Genomic DNA, 14734 nt, shown 5'->3' with positions numbered 1-14734 from the left:
GTCGATCCTGCCATGACGAGACCGGTCCGGTGTCAGCTGGTCGCGGGAACCCGGATGATCAGGGCGTCGCCCTGGCCACCGCCGCCGCAGAGGGCGGCCGCGCCGAGGCCGCCGCCGCGGCGGGCGAGCTCCAGGGCCAGGGTGAGGACCACCCGGTTGCCGGACGCACCGATCGGGTGCCCGAGCGCGATCGCGCCGCCGTTCGGGTTGACCGCCGCCTCGTCGGCCCCGAGCTCGCGGGTCGAGTGGATGCCCACCGAGGCGAACGCCTCGTTGAGCTCGAAGAGGTCGATGTCGGACACCGGGATCCCCGCCTTGGAGCAGGCGTCCTCGATCGCGCGGACCGGCTGGTGCTGGAGGGTGGAGTCCGGTCCACCGACGGCGCCGTACTGGACGATCTCGGCCAGGATGGGCCAGCCCTCCTTCTCCGCACGCGCGGCGCTCGTGACGACCGTCGCGGAGGCGCCGTCGGAGATCTGCGAGGACGAACCGGCGGTGATCGTGCCGCCCTTGGCGAACGCGGGTCGGAGGGCGGACAGCGACTCGGCGGTGGTCTCGCCGCGCATGCCCTCGTCGGTGTCGACGACGGTGTCGCCCCGGCGGCCCTTGACGGTCACCGGCACCACCTCGTCGGCGAACAGCCCGTCGGCCCACGCCCTGGCCGCGCGCTGGTGGGAGGTCGCGGAGAACTCGTCCTGCTGCTCGCGGGTGATCTCCAGCTCGGCGTTGCGCTGCTCGGTGAGCGCGCCCATCGGCTGGTCGGTCGGCACGTCGTGCAGGCCGTCGTACGCCATGTGGTCCAGGACCTCGATGGAGCCGTACTTGTACCCGTCCCGGCTGTTCGGGAGGAGGTGCGGGGCGCGGCTCATCGACTCCTGGCCGCCGGCCACCACCACCTCGGCCTCGCCGGCACGGATCATCTGGTCGGCCAGCGCGATGGCCGTCAGGCCCGAGAGGCACATCTTGTTGATGCTCAGCGCGTGGACCGAGGTGGGCAGGCCCGCGGCGAGCGCCGCCTGACGGGCCGGCATCTGGCCGACGCCCGCGCCCAGGACCTGCCCCATGATCACGGCGTCGACCGACTCCGCCGGCACCCCGCCCTTCTCGAGGGCGCCACGGATGGCGACGCCACCCAGTTCCGGCGCGCTCACGGTCTTGAGGCCGCCCTGGAGGCGGCCGAACGGCGTGCGGGCGCCGGAGACGATGACGGTGCGGGTGGGGTCGGCGGACATGGAGAACCTTCCGGTCGAGGGGTGTGACGTATCACGCCCAAACTACCGCCTGGGGACACGGGCTACCGTGGAGGGCATGACCACTACCCCAGCCAGCCAGCCCCTGTTGCCCTCGGAACTCGTCGTGGCGATCGACCACGTCGGCGTGGCCGTCCCCGACTTCGATGCCGCGGTCGCCTGGTACCGCGACAACCTCGGGATGGAGAACCTCCACGAGGAGGTCAACCAGGAGCAGGGGGTGCGCGAGGCCATGCTCGGCTCCCCCGGCCGCCCCGAGGGCAGCGCCCTCCTGCAGGTCCTCGCCCCGCTGGACGAGTCCTCGACCATCGCGAAGTACCTCGACCGCAACGGCCCAGGCATCCAACAGATGGCGGTCCGCGTGACCGACATCGACGCGATCACCGCCCACCTCACCGGTCGCGGCGTCCGGGTGCTGTACCCGGCCCCGAAGAAGGGCACCGCGGGGTCGCGGATCAACTTCGTCCACCCCAAGGACGCCGGCGGAGTGCTGCTGGAGTTGGTCGAACCCGCGGCCGAATCGCACTAGGCCCCCGCCCCCGCTCCCCCGCTAGGGTGGGATCCATGTCCAGCATGTACACGCCCACCAGCACCGGGGAACCCTTCGCGGTGGTCCGCAGGGGCTTCGACCGCGAGCAGGTGACGGCCACGCTCGCGCGCCTCGAGGCCGAGACGGGACTGCTCCGCGCGGACCGCGACGCGGCCGTGGAGCGAGCCGAGCGCGCCGCCGCCGAGGCGGCCCGGGAACGGGCGCGGGTCTCCGCCCTCGAGGCCCGGGTCGCGGAGCTGGGACGCGCACCCGTCACGGGCGAGCAGATGGCCGACCGTCTCTCGACCATGCTCGCGCTCGCGAGCACGGAAGCCGAGTCGATCCGGGACTCCGCCCACGCGGCGGCGGACCGGATCCTCGCGGACGCGGAGCAGGAGGCGTGGACCCTCCGGGACTCGGCTCGACGCGCGGCCGCCGCGGATCGCCGGGAGGCGGAGTCCGAGCTCACCGCCGCCCGCGACCGGGCGTCGGCCGTCCGCGACGGGCAGGAGGCGGTCCTCGCGGCCGCCCGGTCCAGGGCCGGGCAGATCGTCGCCGAGGCCGAGCACGAGGCGGAGCGGCTGGATCTGGAGGCCGCCCTGCGGCGGGATCGGATCGACGAGGACCATCGCCTGGCCGCCGACGCCCGCCGGAGCCGGTCCCTGCGTGAGGACCAGGCCAGGGAGGCCGCGTCGGTCAGCGCCGCGGCGGCCACCGGGCGCGCCGCCGAGGAGTCCGCGCGGAGCATCGTGGACGGCGCCCGGGCCGAGGCGGAGAGGCTGATGGCGCTGGCGCGCCGACACACCGAGGAGCTGCGGGGGCTGCGCGCGGACGTCATCGCGGAACTCGCGGGGATCCGCGCCCGCCTCGAGCCGATCCCCGGCCGCCCGGCCGACCACGAGGCGGGGCTACCGCACGAGCCGGATCTCAGCTCCACCGGCGGGTGACACCGCGACTCCCGCGCCCCGACCAGCACCCGTTGTGCCAGTGCCGCCGCTCGTCCTCTCCCCCGGGCCTGTCCGGCCAGGCCGCCACGTGCCCGGTCCCCGCCGGCACCACATGGTCGCAGCCCGGGCAGCGGTAGTCCTTGGCGGAGCGCGACGCCGGGATCCGTCGGACGTGATACCTGTCCGGATCGCCGGACGGGCCGGCCTCGAGGTCGCTCGACCCCAGCCCGTCTCGCCGGGGGACGGGCCGGTCCCCGCCCGCCCGCCTGTGGCGCCTCGGCATCCCGGTCACCGACCTCAGAAGAGCCGCAGGTCCGTCGACTCGATTCCCCGCAGTGAGTCGTAGTCGAGGGTCACACAGCGGATGCCGCGGTCCTCGGCCAGGGTCCGGGCCTGGGGTTTGATCACCTGGGCGGCAAAGACCCCGCTCACCGGTGCGAGCAGCGGGTCGCGGTTGAGCAGTTCCAGGTAGCGCGTGAGCTGCTCGACCCCGTCGATCTCGCCCCGCCGCTTGATCTCGACCGCCACGGTGACGCCGTCGGCGTCCCGGCCGAGGATGTCCACCGGGCCGATCGCTGTCATGTACTCGCGACGGACCAGGCGGTACCCCTGCCCGAGCGTCTCCATGTGCTCGGCCAACAACTCCTGGAGGTGCGCCTCGACGCCGTCCTTGACCAGCCCCGGGTCGATCCCCAACTCGTGCGCCGAGTCGTGGTGCACCTCGGCGACGGTGATCCGGAGTTGTTCCCCGGTCTTGTTCTCCACCACCCAGAGGCGATGATCGGGGTTCTCCGGGTGGTCCTGCTCGACGAGCGAGCACGGAGGTGTCATCCAGTTGAGCGGCTTGTACGCCCGGTCGTCCGCGTGGACGCTCACCGAGCCGTCCGCCTTGACCAGCAACAACCGAGGCGCCATGGGCAGGTGGGCCGTCAGGCGGCCCACGTAGTCGACCTGGCACGTGGCCACGACCAGACGCACGTCATCCCTCCTCGATCTGCGGGTATCCGTTCCGGCACATCAGCCCGGGCGACGGTCCGAGCGGCGGATCTGGTCGGTGGAGCACGCCTCCACCCACGCGAGCAGCCCGGTCAGCGTGGCGGGGCCCGCGCAGAGTTCGCCTTCTCGCACCCTGCCCCTGCGGTCGTGGCCGGAGAAGGAGACGATCATCTCCCCGACCTCCGCGACGTCGAACTCGTGGCCGGTGGGCTGCCGCCTCGACCCCAGGGTCAGCGACCGACGGTCGAGCCGTACGTCCGCGCCGAACCGGACGCTCAGCAGGCGGTAGAACGCCACGTCCGTGTCGGAGTACCGGATGGCGCCGTGCCTCCACGCGTCCTCCCCGGCGCGTCTGACGAGCACCGATGTGGAGTCCCCCAGGTTGACCACCAGCCGATACACCACGGCCGCGGCCACCGGGAGCAGCACGAGCAGCACGACGCCACCGAGAACGATCCCGGTAGTCGCCACTCTGCTCAACCCCTTCCGGTGGCCGCGGCCGTGGTCGACGGGCGTGGCCCAGACGTGTCAGGCGCCGGCCTTCTCCACCGCGCGCAGGCGACCCTGTGCCGCGGCGATCGCCGCGGCGTCGTCGCCGGCCTCGGACAATGCCCTCTCGGCCGCCGAGCGGTCGATGTCCTGTGACCACTCGGCGGACTCGCCGAGGATACTGACCTTGGTCGCCGTGACGGACAGGAATCCACCCTGGACGGCGGCGACCTTCTTGCCCTCGTCCGTGTAGACGGTCACGGTTCCACCGGCGTCCAGCTCGCCGAGCACAGGCTCGTGCCCGGACTGGATGCCGATCTCGCCCTCGGTGGTCTTGGCGACCACCATGGACGCGCTACCGGACCAGAAACGGCGCTCGACCGTGACGAACTCGACTTCGATGTCAGCCATGCTCTGTGGTCACTTCCCCGCGAGCTTCTTGGCGGCCGCCTCGACGTCGTCCAGACCGCCGATGCCGTTGAAGGCCTGCTCCGGGAGGTGGTCGAGCTCGCCCTTGCAGAGCTTGTCGAACGCCTCGATGGTGTCCGCGAGCGGAACGACCGAGCCGACCTGACCGGTGAACTTCTCCGCGACGAGGAAGTTCTGGCCGAGGAAGCGCTCGAGACGACGAGCACGCTGGACGGTGACCTTGTCCTCCTCCGACAGTTCGTCCATACCGAGGATGGCGATGATGTCCTGCAGTTCCTTGTACTTCTGGAGGATCTGGATGACCTGCTGCGCCACGCGGTAGTGATCCTCGCCGACGATGCCCGGCTCGAGGATCCGGGAGGTCGAGGTGAGCGGGTCGACGGCCGGGTAGATGCCCTTCGACGCGATGGAGCGGGAGAGCTCCGTGGTGGCGTCGAGGTGGGCGAAGGTCGTCGCCGGGGCCGGGTCCGTGTAGTCGTCCGCGGGGACGTAGATCGCCTGCAGCGAGGTGATCGACCGACCGCGCGTCGAGGTGATGCGCTCCTGGAGCTCACCCATCTCGTCCGCCAGGGTCGGCTGGTAGCCGACGGCGGACGGCATGCGGCCGAGCAGGGTCGACACCTCGGAACCGGCCTGCGTGAACCGGAAGATGTTGTCGATGAACAGGAGGACGTCCTGTCCCTGCACGTCACGGAAGTACTCGGCCATCGTCAGGGCCGAGAGGGCGACGCGCATACGCGTCCCCGGCGGCTCGTCCATCTGACCGAACACCAGGGCGGTGTCCTGGAGGACCCCCATCTCCTCCATCTCGAGGAAGAGGTCGGTTCCCTCACGGGTGCGCTCGCCGACGCCGGCGAACACCGAGGTGCCGGAGAACTCACGCGCGATGCGGGTGATCATCTCCTGGATGAGCACGGTCTTGCCGACACCGGCACCGCCGAAGAGGCCGATCTTGCCGCCCTTGACGTACGGGGTCAGCAGGTCGATGACCTTGACGCCGGTCTCGAGGATCTCCGTCTTGCCCTCGAGCTGGTCGAAGGCCGGCGGGTCGCGGTGGATGCCCCACTGCTCGCCGTCCCGGCCGGTGCCGGGCGCGTCGAGGCAGTCGCCCAGGGCGTTGAACACGTGGCCCTTGACGACGTCGCCCACCGGCACCGAGATCGGCTTGCCGGAGTCGACGACCTCGGCCCCGCGGACGAGACCGTCGGTGGACTGCATGGAGATGCAGCGCACCATGTTGTCGCCCAGGTGCTGGGCGACCTCGAAGGTCACCGTCTTGGCGACCGACGAGAGGGTGATCTCGGCGGTGAGGGCGTTGAAGAGGGCCGGGAGGGCGCCGCGCGGGAACTCCACGTCGACGACCGCACCCAGGACGCGGGCAACGCGACCGGTGAGACCGGCCGTGCCCGTCGTGCTCTGATCGGTAACAGCTGTGGTCATTGCTTAGTCACTTCCTGCGCTAGCGGCGAGCGCGCCAGCGCCACCGACAATCTCGCTGATTTCCTGGGTGATCTGTGCCTGGCGGGCCTGGTTGGCCTCGCGGCTCAGGCCTTCCACCAGTTCGGTCGCGTTGTCCGTCGCCGACTTCATCGCCGTCCGTCGCGCCGCCGACTCGGACGCCGCCGACTCGAGGAGGGAGGCGAAGGCGCGGGTCGACATGTACCTCGGGAGGAGGTTGTCGAGCAGGGTGTCCGCGTCCGGCTCGAACGTCACCTCGGGCTTGAAGTCCGACTTGGACGTGTCGAGCATGTCCTCGCCCAGATCCAGCTCCTCGATCTCGACACGGGTCTCGATCGGGGCCAGGCGCCGCGCCCGCGGGGTCTGGGTGAGCATGGACTTGAACTGGGTGTAGACGATGTGGACCTCGTCGACGCCCTGACGGGTGGTGTCGCCCTCGTAGCCGTCGCCGAGGAACTCGGCGGCGTCGAACGTGGACTCCCCGCCGGCCGCGAACGCCGCCGAGAGCAACTGGAACGCCGGGCGGGCCTCCTGGTACACGGGCTTCTGGGAGTGTCCGTGCCACGATCCGGCGAGTTCGACCTCGCGGAAGGTGTAGTAGACGATCCCCTTGTTCCCCAGCACGTAGATGTCGACCTCGCGGCCGGCCTCCTCGAGGAAGGCGATCAGCTCGGCCGCCTCCTTGAGCACGTTGTGGTTGTAGCCACCACACATGCCGCGGTCCGAGGTCACCACGAGCACCGCGGAACGCGTGGCGTCCTCGGGCTCGTTGAGCATCCTGTGCTTGACCGACGACGCCGTGGCGAGGTCGGTGAGGATCGCCGTGATCTGGTCCGCGAACGGCTGGGCCTCCGCGACCCTCGCCTGGGCCTTGGAGATCTGCGAGGTCGCGATCAACTCCTGGGCCTTGGTGATCTTCTTGGTCGAGTTGACCGACTTGATCCGGTCGCGTAGTTCGCGCAAGTTCGCCATGGCGTCAGATCACACTCCTCTCGGCCTTGACTCGGATGGCTGTCATCGCAGGCCTCAGGCCTTCTTCTTCTTGGTCACCGTGAGGGTCTCGCGATCGATCTCGTCCTCCGAGAGCGCCTCGGCCTCGGGCTCGTTGACCACCCGCGAGCCGTCGGAGGCCACGAAGCCCTCCTTGAACTCGTTGGTCTTGGCCTCAAGGGTGGCCTTGGACTCGTCCGAGAGCGCCCCGCCGCCGTCGATCTGGCCGTACACGTCCGACGCGCTGTGATGCAGGGTCTCGAGGAGTTCGTTCTCGAAGCGCCGCACGTCCTCGACCGGCACGGAGTCGTAGAAGCCCTCGCCCGCGAGGTAGATCGAGACGATCTGGTCCTCCACGGCGACCGGCGAACTCTGATCCTGCTTGAGGATCTCGACCAGACGCTGGCCCCGCTCGAGCTGCGCCTTGGAGGCCGCGTCGAGGTCCGAGGCGAACGTGGCGAACGACTCGAGGTCGCGGAACGCCGCCAGGTCGAGGCGCAGCGAGCCGGAGACCTTCTTCATGCCCTTGGTCTGCGCGGCGCCACCGACTCGGGAGACGGAGATACCCACGTTGACGGCGGGCCGCACACCGCGGTTGAACAGGTCAGACTCGAGGAAGACCTGGCCGTCGGTGATGGAGATGACGTTGGTCGGGATGAACGCCGAGACGTCGTTGGCCTTGGTCTCGATGATCGGCAGCCCGGTCATCGAACCACCACCCATCGCGTCGGACAGCTTGGCGCACCGCTCCAGCAGGCGGGAGTGCAGGTAGAAGACGTCACCCGGGTAGGCCTCACGACCCGGCGGGCGGCGGAGCAGCAGGGAGATCGCGCGGTAGGCGTCGGCCTGCTTGGACAGGTCGTCGAACACGACGAGGACGTGGGCGCCCTCGTACATCCAGTGCTGGCCGATCGCCGAGCCGGTGAACGGCGCGAGCCACTTGAAGCCGGCGGAGTCGGAGGCGGGGGCGGCGACGATGGTGGTGTACTCCATCGCGCCGTGCTCCTCGAGGGTCGCCTTGACGCCCGCGATGGTGGAGCCCTTCTGACCGATCGCGACGTAGATGCACCGCAGCTGCTTGGTCTTGTCGCCCGACTCCCAGTTCGCCTTCTGGTTGAGGATCGCGTCGATGCAGACGGCGGTCTTGCCCGTCTTGCGGTCACCGATGATGAGCTGCCGCTGGCCGCGACCGATCGGCGTCATGGCGTCGATCGCCTTGATGCCGGTCTGCATGGGTTCCTCGACGGGCTGGCGCTCCAGCACGGACGGGGCCTGGAGCTCGAGCGCGCGGGTGCCGGCCGCCTCGATCTCGCCCAGGCCGTCGATCGCCTGACCGAGCGGGTTGACGACGCGTCCGAGGAAGCCGTCGCCGACGGGCACGGAGAGGACCTCTCCGGTGCGGCGCACTTCCTGGCCCTGGGCGATCTGGTCGTAGTTACCCAGGATCACCGCGCCGATCTCTCGATCCTCGAGGTTCAGCGCGACGCCGAGGACGCCACCCGGGAACTCCAGGAGCTCGTTGGCCATCGCGGACGGCAGCCCGCTGATGTGGGCGATGCCGTCGCCCGTGTCGGTGACGATACCGACCTCCTCGCGGGACGCCTCGGTCGAGACGCTGGAGGTGTAGTTCGCAATCGCGCTACGAATCTCGTCGGAGGAGATAGTCAGCTCCGCCATGTCATTCCTGCTCTCACTAAAGTGGTCTGGACTTGTCTTTTTCAGGTGAGCATCGACCGTGTGCGACCGCTGCTCGTCGGTTCGTCGGCCCCGACTACCGGTTACGGGAGTGCCCGCCTCACGGCGGACAGCCGCCCGGCGAGCGATCCGTCGATGACCTCGTCACCGACATGGATCACCATTCCGCCGAGCACGGCCGGGTCGACCTCGACGTGCACCGCCATCTCACGCCCGTAGATCCCGGCGAGTGTGCGCGACAGCGTCTCCTGCTGACCCTCCGAGAGCTCCGTGGCGGAGGTGACGACCGCCACGGACCGGCCCTGGAGCTCCGCGGCGAGCCGCGAGAGCGCGTCGATGTCATCCGCCGGCATCCCCTGTGGGCGGGTCACGGCCTGCGAGGCGAGAGCCTCGGTGACGGCGGTGACCTTGCCGTACAAGACCTGACCGAGGAGCGCACGCTTGTCGTCCGCCGTGGTGGACCGGTCGGACAACGCCTGCTCGAACTGCGGGTCGCCGGCCACGATCCGTCCGAGCCGGAAGAGCTCGTCCTCGACCACACCGAGCTGGCCCTGCTCGCGAGCCGAGAGCAACAGCGCCTCCCGGCCGAGCACCACGAGGCTTTCCCGCAGGTCACGCGGGGTGGACCACGACGATGCGACCGCAGCAAGCACGACCGAGAGGGTCGCCTCGTCGATCTTCCAGCCCAGGACCGACCGGGCGAGGTCCTGTCGGGCCTCGACCGGAGCGGAGGAGTCCGCGACCGCGACGCGGAGCGCGCGCTCCCCCTCGAAGAGGTCGACCACCCGGAACAGCTCGGCGCCGACGGTGGCTCCGGTTGCTCCGCCGGCGGGATTGGCGGACAGCGTGGACTGCAGGACCGACCGGGACTGCTCGAGGGCGTCGCGGCTTGCTGCGTGCATAGTCAGCTACTTCCTTACTTCTGGCCCGCGCCGGCGACCCGGTCGAGGTCGGCGAGGAAACGGTCGATGGTGCCCGAACGGTGGACCGAGTCGGACAGCTGCTCACCCATGAGACGCTCAGCGAGATCGATCGACTGACGTCCGAGGTCGCCGCGGAGTTCCGAGACGATCTGCTGACGCTGCGCGTTGAGCTGCTGCTCGCCCGCCGCGACGATGCGGTCCTTCTCGAGGTTCGCCTCGGCCTTCATGTCCGCGATGATCTGCTGCCCCTGGGCGCGCGCGTCGTCACGGATCTTGGCGGCCTCGACGCGGGCTTCCGCGAGCTGGGCGTTGTACTTGTCCAGGGCGGCCTTCGCCTCGGACTGAGCCGCCTCCGCCCGCTCGATGCCGCCTTCGATGCGCTCGCTCCGCTCGTCCAGGACCCGCTTGAACATCGGGAGGACGAACTTCCAGAACACGAAGAGGACGACAGCGAAGGGAATCAGCGACCAGACGATGTCGTACAGCGCCGGGGTCAGGACGTTGGGCGTCTCCTCGAGGGGGAGCCCTTCGCCCTCGCCGGCGGCGAGGATGTGGATCGGATTCATGTCGTTGACCTTGCGCCAGTCGGCGATCAGAAGATGAAGCCGGTGACGATACCGATGAGCGCGAGGGCCTCGGTGAACGCGATGCCCAGGAACATCGTGGTGCGGAGCTGGCCGGCCATCTCGGGCTGACGTGCCATGCCTTCGATGGTCTTACCGACGACGATGCCGATGCCGATGCCGGGGCCGATGGCGGCGAGGCCGTAACCGATGGCGCCGTAGCCCTTGGCCGTGGTCTCGATTGTCTCGGCAGCCTGGGCGAGAGTGACGATATCCATGTGGGTTTTCCGTTCCCTTTCAGATGGCCGGTACGGGATGTCCGCACTCGGTCGTCGGAGTGGTCTGTGTGTCCCGGCGCTCAGTGGCGCCGGAAGTCTCTAGTGACTGTCGGCGTGGAGCGACAGGTCGATGTACACCGCGGCGAGCAGGGCGAAGATGTACGCCTGCAGGAAGATCACCAGCAGCTCGAAGAAGGTGAACGCCACGGCCACGATGATGGTCACGAGGCTGACGGCGGTCCAGCCGTTGAACTGCCAGAAGAAGAAGTTCGTGGCGGAGAACAGCAGCACGATCATGATGTGGCCGGCGAGCATGTTGGCCATGAGACGGATCGTGAGCGTGGCCGGGCGCAGGACGAAGGTCGAGATGAACTCGATCGGCACCACCAGCAGGTGGAGGGCCGGGGGGAGGTTCGGGACGACGATCGACTTGCCCACGAAGGAGAAGAAGCCGTACTTCTTGGCGCCCGCGTAGATGAACACCACGTAGACCACCAGCGCCATGACCAGGGGCATACCGATCCTGGCGTTGGGCGAGATGTTGAGGCCGGGGATCACGGCCGGGATGTTCATGAACAACGTGAGGAAGAAGATGGTGGCGATGATCGGGAGGAACCGGTCGCCGTCCTTCTTGCCGATGATGTCGTCCGAGATGTAGGTCTTGACAAAGTCGAGGGCGATCTCGACCACGTTCTGGAAGCCCTTCGGGACGATCTTCGCGCCGCGCATACCCACGTAGAACAGCAGGGCGACGAGCACGCCCACGAGGACGCGGATGATCATCAGCCGGTCCAACTCGAACGGGGTGCCCTCGAACAGCACCGCCGGCGGGAAGAAGTCGTTGAGTGAAGGCGGGTGGAACTCGCCCTTGAATGCCAGCAGTGACGTGCTCAGCGTTCTCTCCCCTGTTCGGGCCGCCTTCTTCAGACGGTGGTCTGTGTCATTCGCTTCGGTTCACGTGCAGGGAACCCGGCGGGCCCGAGGGGATCTCGGCCGCTCTCGCGACGCGCCCTCATCCCGGTTTCCCGCCACGGAGCATCGTAACAAAGACCCGGGTGTCTGACCTCACCGGGGCGCACCCCCGGAGGGGCGTGCCGGGCCGCCCCGCGGCGTGACTGCGCTCAGTCCCCGGTGACGGGTTCCACGGCCGGCGCCTTGTGACGAATGATCGCGACCGTCTCGGTGGCCAGGACGACGATCATCGCCACGACGAGCGTGAGCGCGAACGCTCGCCTGGAGTAGAAGTCCAGGGGTTTCAACGCCGCCACCACGCCGATCGCCACGATGAGTTTGAGCAGCCACGTCCCGAGGAGTACGGCCCCGGTGACGTTGGGCGAGGTCTGCGCCGTCGCGACCACCACCACCGCGGTGAGGAGGACGAACACCCCACCGATCGCGGCCCCCAACAGGGCGCCCCACAGTCCGGGGGTGCCGTCGAGCGCCCCCCACAGGCCCGCACTGAGCAGCATCAACACGGCCAGGGCGGCCGTGCCGAGCGTGAGCGCCTTGCGTAGTCCGGCGGTGTGGGCGCTCTCGGCGGGCTGCGGGGGTGTCTCCGTCATGTGGCCCAGCCTAGCGGGAGCCGGAGGGACTCCCGGAGTGGTCCTCCCCGCGGATGCTCCGCAGTCGCGGGACCAGGGTGGCGGCCAGGACGGCGATGAGCCCCGCGGCGGCGAGCGGGACCATCACCTCGGACGGGAGCATGGTCGCCCCGACCGCTCCGAAGGCGATGAGCGAGACCCAGGCGTAGATGACGAGGGCGACGCGCCGATGGGAATGACCGAGGTCGAGCAGCCGGTGATGCAGGTGCATCTTGTCCGGGGCGAACGGGCTCCGCCCGGCCCCGACCCGCCGGACCACGGCCATGACCAGATCGAGCATGGGGACGAACATCGCCGCGGCCACCACGATCACCGGCGAGAGCAGGACGATCATCTCCTGCGGCCCGTACAGGCTCTGCGAGATCTTGCCGGACGCGCTGGTGGAGGCGGCCGCCAGCACCAGGCCGATGAGCATCGATCCCGAGTCGCCCATGAAGATCCGGGCGGGCTGGAAGTTGTGGGGCAGGAACCCCAGGAGCGCGCCGGCGAGGACCGCCGTGACCAGCGCCGGCGGATACGCGCCCACCGTGCCGCCCTGATCGAGCATGATCCCCACCGAGAAGACGCAGATCGCGATCGCCGCGATGGCCCCGAGCCCGGCCGCGAGTCCGTCCAGCCCGTCGACGAAGTTCATCGCGTTGACGATGGTCAGGGTGAACACCACCGTGAGCAACCCGGCCTGGAGCTGGTCCAGGACGAGGATGTTGCCGTCGCCGAACGGGAGGTACACGAGGGTCCACGACACCCCCATGGCCACCAGGACGCCCGCGGCGGCGGCCTGACCGGCGAGTTTGGTCACCGCGCCGATGCCGAGGATGTCGTCGACGATCCCCACCAGCACGATCAGGCCGCCGGCGACGATCGTGGCCTCGACGTCGGGGGCGAAGGGCGGGAACCCGCGGTTGAGGGCCGGCAGCTGCGCCGCGAGGAACACCGCGACCAGCATCCCGGTGAAGATCCCCACCCCGCCCAGTCGCGGCGTGGGGACAACGTGGACGTCGCGGTCGCGGGGGTAGGCGAGGCCGCCGATAGCGGGGGCGACTCCCCTGACCAGGCCGGTGACGATGAAGGTGACCAGGGCAGCGGTGACCCCGATGAGCAGGAGCTCGCGGAACGGGACCCCGATTCCCACGGGTCAGCCGCGCAGGGCCGCGGGGTCGGTGCCGAGGACCTCCCCGATCCGGTCGGCGGACACCGCCCCCTCGCGGACGATGCGTGGCGCGGATCCCGTGAGATCGACGATCGTCGAGGGTTGGCCCACCGCGCAGGGGCCGCCGTCGAGGTAGACGGCGACCGAGTCGCCGAGCTGTTCCCGCGCCTGGCCCACCGTGGTGGCCGGCGGCTGTCCGGAGACGTTGGCGCTCGAGACCGCGAGCGGGCCGACCTCGCGGAGGAGCTCGATCGCGACCGGGTGCAGCGGCATGCGGAGCATGACGGTGCCGCTGGTGTGCCCGAGGTTCCAGTTCAACGACGGCGCCTGGTGCACGATCAGACTCAGACCACCGGGCCAGAAGGCGCGGATGAGGTCGCGGGCGGGGGCGGGGGTGCCCACGACCAGCCCGTCGATCGTCTCCCACGAGCCCACCAGGACCGGGACCGGCATGTCGTGGCCGCGGCGCTTGGCCGAGAGCAGGAGGGTGACGGCGTCCGGATCGAAGGCGTCGGCGGCGATGCCGTACAGCGTGTCGGTCGGGGTCACGACCAGGCGACCCGCGCGGAGGGCGCCCGCCGCCGCGCTGAGCCCGACCTCCCGGCCGGTGTCCTCGGTGCAGTCGTAGGTGATGGTCACCGGGTGATCCCCTTCCGGACTGTCTGGTCGACCTCGTCGTCGTCGGTCTCGGCGCGTCTCGTCGCGGTGACGAACCGCGGACGTCCCGCGAGGTCGGTGTGCTGGTCCACGTTACCGAAGCCCCCCTGCGCGCAGACGACCGCCGCGACCGCGGCGCCGGTCGCGTCGTCGTGCTCGACGGCCAGATGGCCGCCCGGGGCGAGGAGCCCGGCCGCGACGTGGACCAGCGGCGTGATGACGACCAGACCGTCGGCACCCCCGAAGAGCGCGGTCGCCGGCTCGTGCCCGAGGACGTCGGCCGGGAGGTCGTCGGTCTGCGGGATGTAGGGCGGGTTGGCCACGACCGCGGCGACCCTGCCCCGCAGGTCCGGCAGCAGAGCGGGATCGGTGGCGTCCGCCGCGTGGACCTCGACCGGGGTGTCCCCGGCGGCGGCCCGCTCGCCGGCGTTGCGCCGGAGCCACTCGAGCGCCGGTCCGTGCAGCTCGACCGCGTGGACGTACGCGTCGGGGCGGGCGTGGGCGATCTCGAGCGCGAGGGTCCCGCTCCCCGCGCAGAGGTCCACGACGATCGGTCCCGGCCCCTCGCCCGGCGCCGGCAGCGCGGCGAGGGCGTTCTCCACCAGGAGNNCGGGGTCCAGACCGTCCGCCAGCGGCAGCGCGGAGCGGTCGACGCCGAGGACGTGGGCGCAGATCAGCTGCGCCTCGGCGAGCGCGGAGTCGACGCCGGCGGACCGCAGAGCCCGGGCCGCCGACCTGACGACCCCGGTCACCGCGGCCGGGGCCGGCTGGGCGTCCAC

At 70.1% G+C, this 14734-nt stretch carries 17 protein-coding genes; 2 read left to right on the top strand and 15 right to left on the bottom strand.

Annotated elements, in window-relative coordinates:
* Window positions 1–32: 32 nt before the first annotated feature.
* Window positions 33–1232, bottom strand: a complete 1200-nt coding sequence (locus tag B4M60_RS04230) for an acetyl-CoA C-acetyltransferase (RefSeq protein WP_291080584.1) — start codon at window positions 1230–1232, stop codon at window positions 33–35.
* A 76-nt stretch (window positions 1233–1308) separates the two neighbouring features.
* On the opposite strand from B4M60_RS04230, the gene mce reads away from it, so the two are divergent.
* Both mce and B4M60_RS04220 read left to right on the top strand, forming a co-directional pair.
* Complete coding sequence (mce, locus tag B4M60_RS04225) at window positions 1309–1779, top strand: methylmalonyl-CoA epimerase (RefSeq protein ID WP_291080582.1); 471 nt, start codon at window positions 1309–1311, stop codon at window positions 1777–1779.
* A 35-nt stretch (window positions 1780–1814) separates the two neighbouring features.
* Entirely contained in the window at window positions 1815–2726 is a 912-nt protein-coding gene (locus B4M60_RS04220) for a hypothetical protein (RefSeq protein WP_291080580.1), read from the top strand.
* 297 nt (window positions 2727–3023) lie between these two features.
* Here the strand turns inward: B4M60_RS04220 and nucS are convergent, their stop codons facing one another.
* The 14 genes from nucS to B4M60_RS04145 all read right to left on the bottom strand — a co-directional run bounded on the left by nucS (window position 3024) and on the right by B4M60_RS04145 (window position 14734).
* The gene (gene nucS / locus B4M60_RS04210) at window positions 3024–3704 is read right to left on the bottom strand and encodes an endonuclease NucS (RefSeq protein ID WP_291080578.1); all 681 of its coding nucleotides are present in this window, start codon (window positions 3702–3704) and stop codon (window positions 3024–3026) included.
* Between the two features lie 39 nt (window positions 3705–3743).
* Entirely contained in the window at window positions 3744–4193 is a 450-nt protein-coding gene (locus B4M60_RS04205; RefSeq protein WP_291080576.1) for a DUF2550 family protein, read from the bottom strand.
* A 57-nt stretch (window positions 4194–4250) separates the two neighbouring features.
* Window positions 4251–4622: a F0F1 ATP synthase subunit epsilon gene (locus tag B4M60_RS04200; RefSeq protein ID WP_291080574.1), complete on the bottom strand. Its 372-nt coding sequence runs from the start codon at window positions 4620–4622 to the stop codon at window positions 4251–4253.
* Window positions 4623–4631: 9 nt separating this feature from the next.
* Window positions 4632–6080: a F0F1 ATP synthase subunit beta gene (gene atpD / locus B4M60_RS04195; protein ID WP_291080572.1), complete on the bottom strand. Its 1449-nt coding sequence runs from the start codon at window positions 6078–6080 to the stop codon at window positions 4632–4634.
* 3 nt (window positions 6081–6083) lie between these two features.
* On the bottom strand, window positions 6084–7070 hold the full coding sequence (locus tag B4M60_RS04190; RefSeq protein ID WP_291080570.1) for a F0F1 ATP synthase subunit gamma: 987 nt from the start codon (window positions 7068–7070) through the stop codon (window positions 6084–6086).
* A gap of 54 nt (window positions 7071–7124) precedes the next feature.
* Window positions 7125–8765: a F0F1 ATP synthase subunit alpha gene (atpA, locus tag B4M60_RS04185; protein ID WP_291080569.1), complete on the bottom strand. Its 1641-nt coding sequence runs from the start codon at window positions 8763–8765 to the stop codon at window positions 7125–7127.
* 101 nt (window positions 8766–8866) lie between these two features.
* On the bottom strand, window positions 8867–9685 hold the full coding sequence (locus B4M60_RS04180; protein WP_291080566.1) for a F0F1 ATP synthase subunit delta: 819 nt from the start codon (window positions 9683–9685) through the stop codon (window positions 8867–8869).
* 14 nt (window positions 9686–9699) lie between these two features.
* Window positions 9700–10272, bottom strand: a complete 573-nt coding sequence (locus B4M60_RS04175; RefSeq protein ID WP_291080564.1) for a F0F1 ATP synthase subunit B — start codon at window positions 10270–10272, stop codon at window positions 9700–9702.
* Between the two features lie 26 nt (window positions 10273–10298).
* The gene (locus B4M60_RS04170) at window positions 10299–10547 is read right to left on the bottom strand and encodes an ATP synthase F0 subunit C (protein ID WP_291080562.1); all 249 of its coding nucleotides are present in this window, start codon (window positions 10545–10547) and stop codon (window positions 10299–10301) included.
* A gap of 99 nt (window positions 10548–10646) precedes the next feature.
* Window positions 10647–11426 carry a F0F1 ATP synthase subunit A gene (gene atpB / locus B4M60_RS04165; protein WP_291080614.1) on the bottom strand — a complete coding sequence of 260 codons (780 nt, stop codon included), beginning with the start codon at window positions 11424–11426 and terminating at the stop codon, window positions 10647–10649.
* Window positions 11427–11668: 242 nt separating this feature from the next.
* Entirely contained in the window at window positions 11669–12109 is a 441-nt protein-coding gene (locus tag B4M60_RS04160) for a hypothetical protein (RefSeq protein ID WP_291080560.1), read from the bottom strand.
* A 10-nt stretch (window positions 12110–12119) separates the two neighbouring features.
* On the bottom strand, window positions 12120–13280 hold the full coding sequence (locus tag B4M60_RS04155) for a glycosyltransferase family 4 protein (protein WP_291080559.1): 1161 nt from the start codon (window positions 13278–13280) through the stop codon (window positions 12120–12122).
* Window positions 13281–13283: 3 nt separating this feature from the next.
* Window positions 13284–13937 (bottom strand): L-threonylcarbamoyladenylate synthase, encoded by a 654-nt coding sequence (locus B4M60_RS04150; protein WP_291080557.1) that lies wholly within the window; start codon window positions 13935–13937, stop codon window positions 13284–13286.
* Window positions 13934–14734: a N5-glutamine methyltransferase family protein gene (locus tag B4M60_RS04145; RefSeq protein ID WP_291080555.1), complete on the bottom strand. Its 801-nt coding sequence runs from the start codon at window positions 14732–14734 to the stop codon at window positions 13934–13936. Before B4M60_RS04145 ends, B4M60_RS04150 begins: the two co-directional genes overlap by 4 nt.

The organism is Dietzia sp. UBA5065, from assembly GCA_002415925.1.
Taxonomy (GTDB): domain Bacteria; phylum Actinomycetota; class Actinomycetes; order Mycobacteriales; family Mycobacteriaceae; genus Dietzia.
The sequence above is the reverse complement of the archived record's forward strand: the minus strand, read 5'-3'. Positions and strand labels throughout refer to the sequence as shown.

What these genes read in the sequence shown, in the direction of transcription:
- B4M60_RS04230 (WP_291080584.1), bottom strand. Translation starts at nt 1,232, where the DNA reads ATGTCCGCCGACCCCACCCGCACCGTCATCGTCTCCGGCGCCCGCACG.
- mce (WP_291080582.1), top strand. Translation starts at nt 1,309, where the DNA reads ATGACCACTACCCCAGCCAGCCAGCCCCTGTTGCCCTCGGAACTCGTC.
- B4M60_RS04220 (WP_291080580.1), top strand. Translation starts at nt 1,815, where the DNA reads ATGTCCAGCATGTACACGCCCACCAGCACCGGGGAACCCTTCGCGGTG.
- B4M60_RS04200 (WP_291080574.1), bottom strand. Translation starts at nt 4,622, where the DNA reads ATGGCTGACATCGAAGTCGAGTTCGTCACGGTCGAGCGCCGTTTCTGG.
- atpD (WP_291080572.1), bottom strand. Translation starts at nt 6,080, where the DNA reads ATGACCACAGCTGTTACCGATCAGAGCACGACGGGCACGGCCGGTCTC.
- B4M60_RS04190 (WP_291080570.1), bottom strand. Translation starts at nt 7,070, where the DNA reads ATGGCGAACTTGCGCGAACTACGCGACCGGATCAAGTCGGTCAACTCG.
- atpA (WP_291080569.1), bottom strand. Translation starts at nt 8,765, where the DNA reads ATGGCGGAGCTGACTATCTCCTCCGACGAGATTCGTAGCGCGATTGCG.
- B4M60_RS04180 (WP_291080566.1), bottom strand. Translation starts at nt 9,685, where the DNA reads ATGCACGCAGCAAGCCGCGACGCCCTCGAGCAGTCCCGGTCGGTCCTG.
- B4M60_RS04175 (WP_291080564.1), bottom strand. Translation starts at nt 10,272, where the DNA reads ATGAATCCGATCCACATCCTCGCCGCCGGCGAGGGCGAAGGGCTCCCC.
- B4M60_RS04170 (WP_291080562.1), bottom strand. Translation starts at nt 10,547, where the DNA reads ATGGATATCGTCACTCTCGCCCAGGCTGCCGAGACAATCGAGACCACG.
- B4M60_RS04160 (WP_291080560.1), bottom strand. Translation starts at nt 12,109, where the DNA reads ATGACGGAGACACCCCCGCAGCCCGCCGAGAGCGCCCACACCGCCGGA.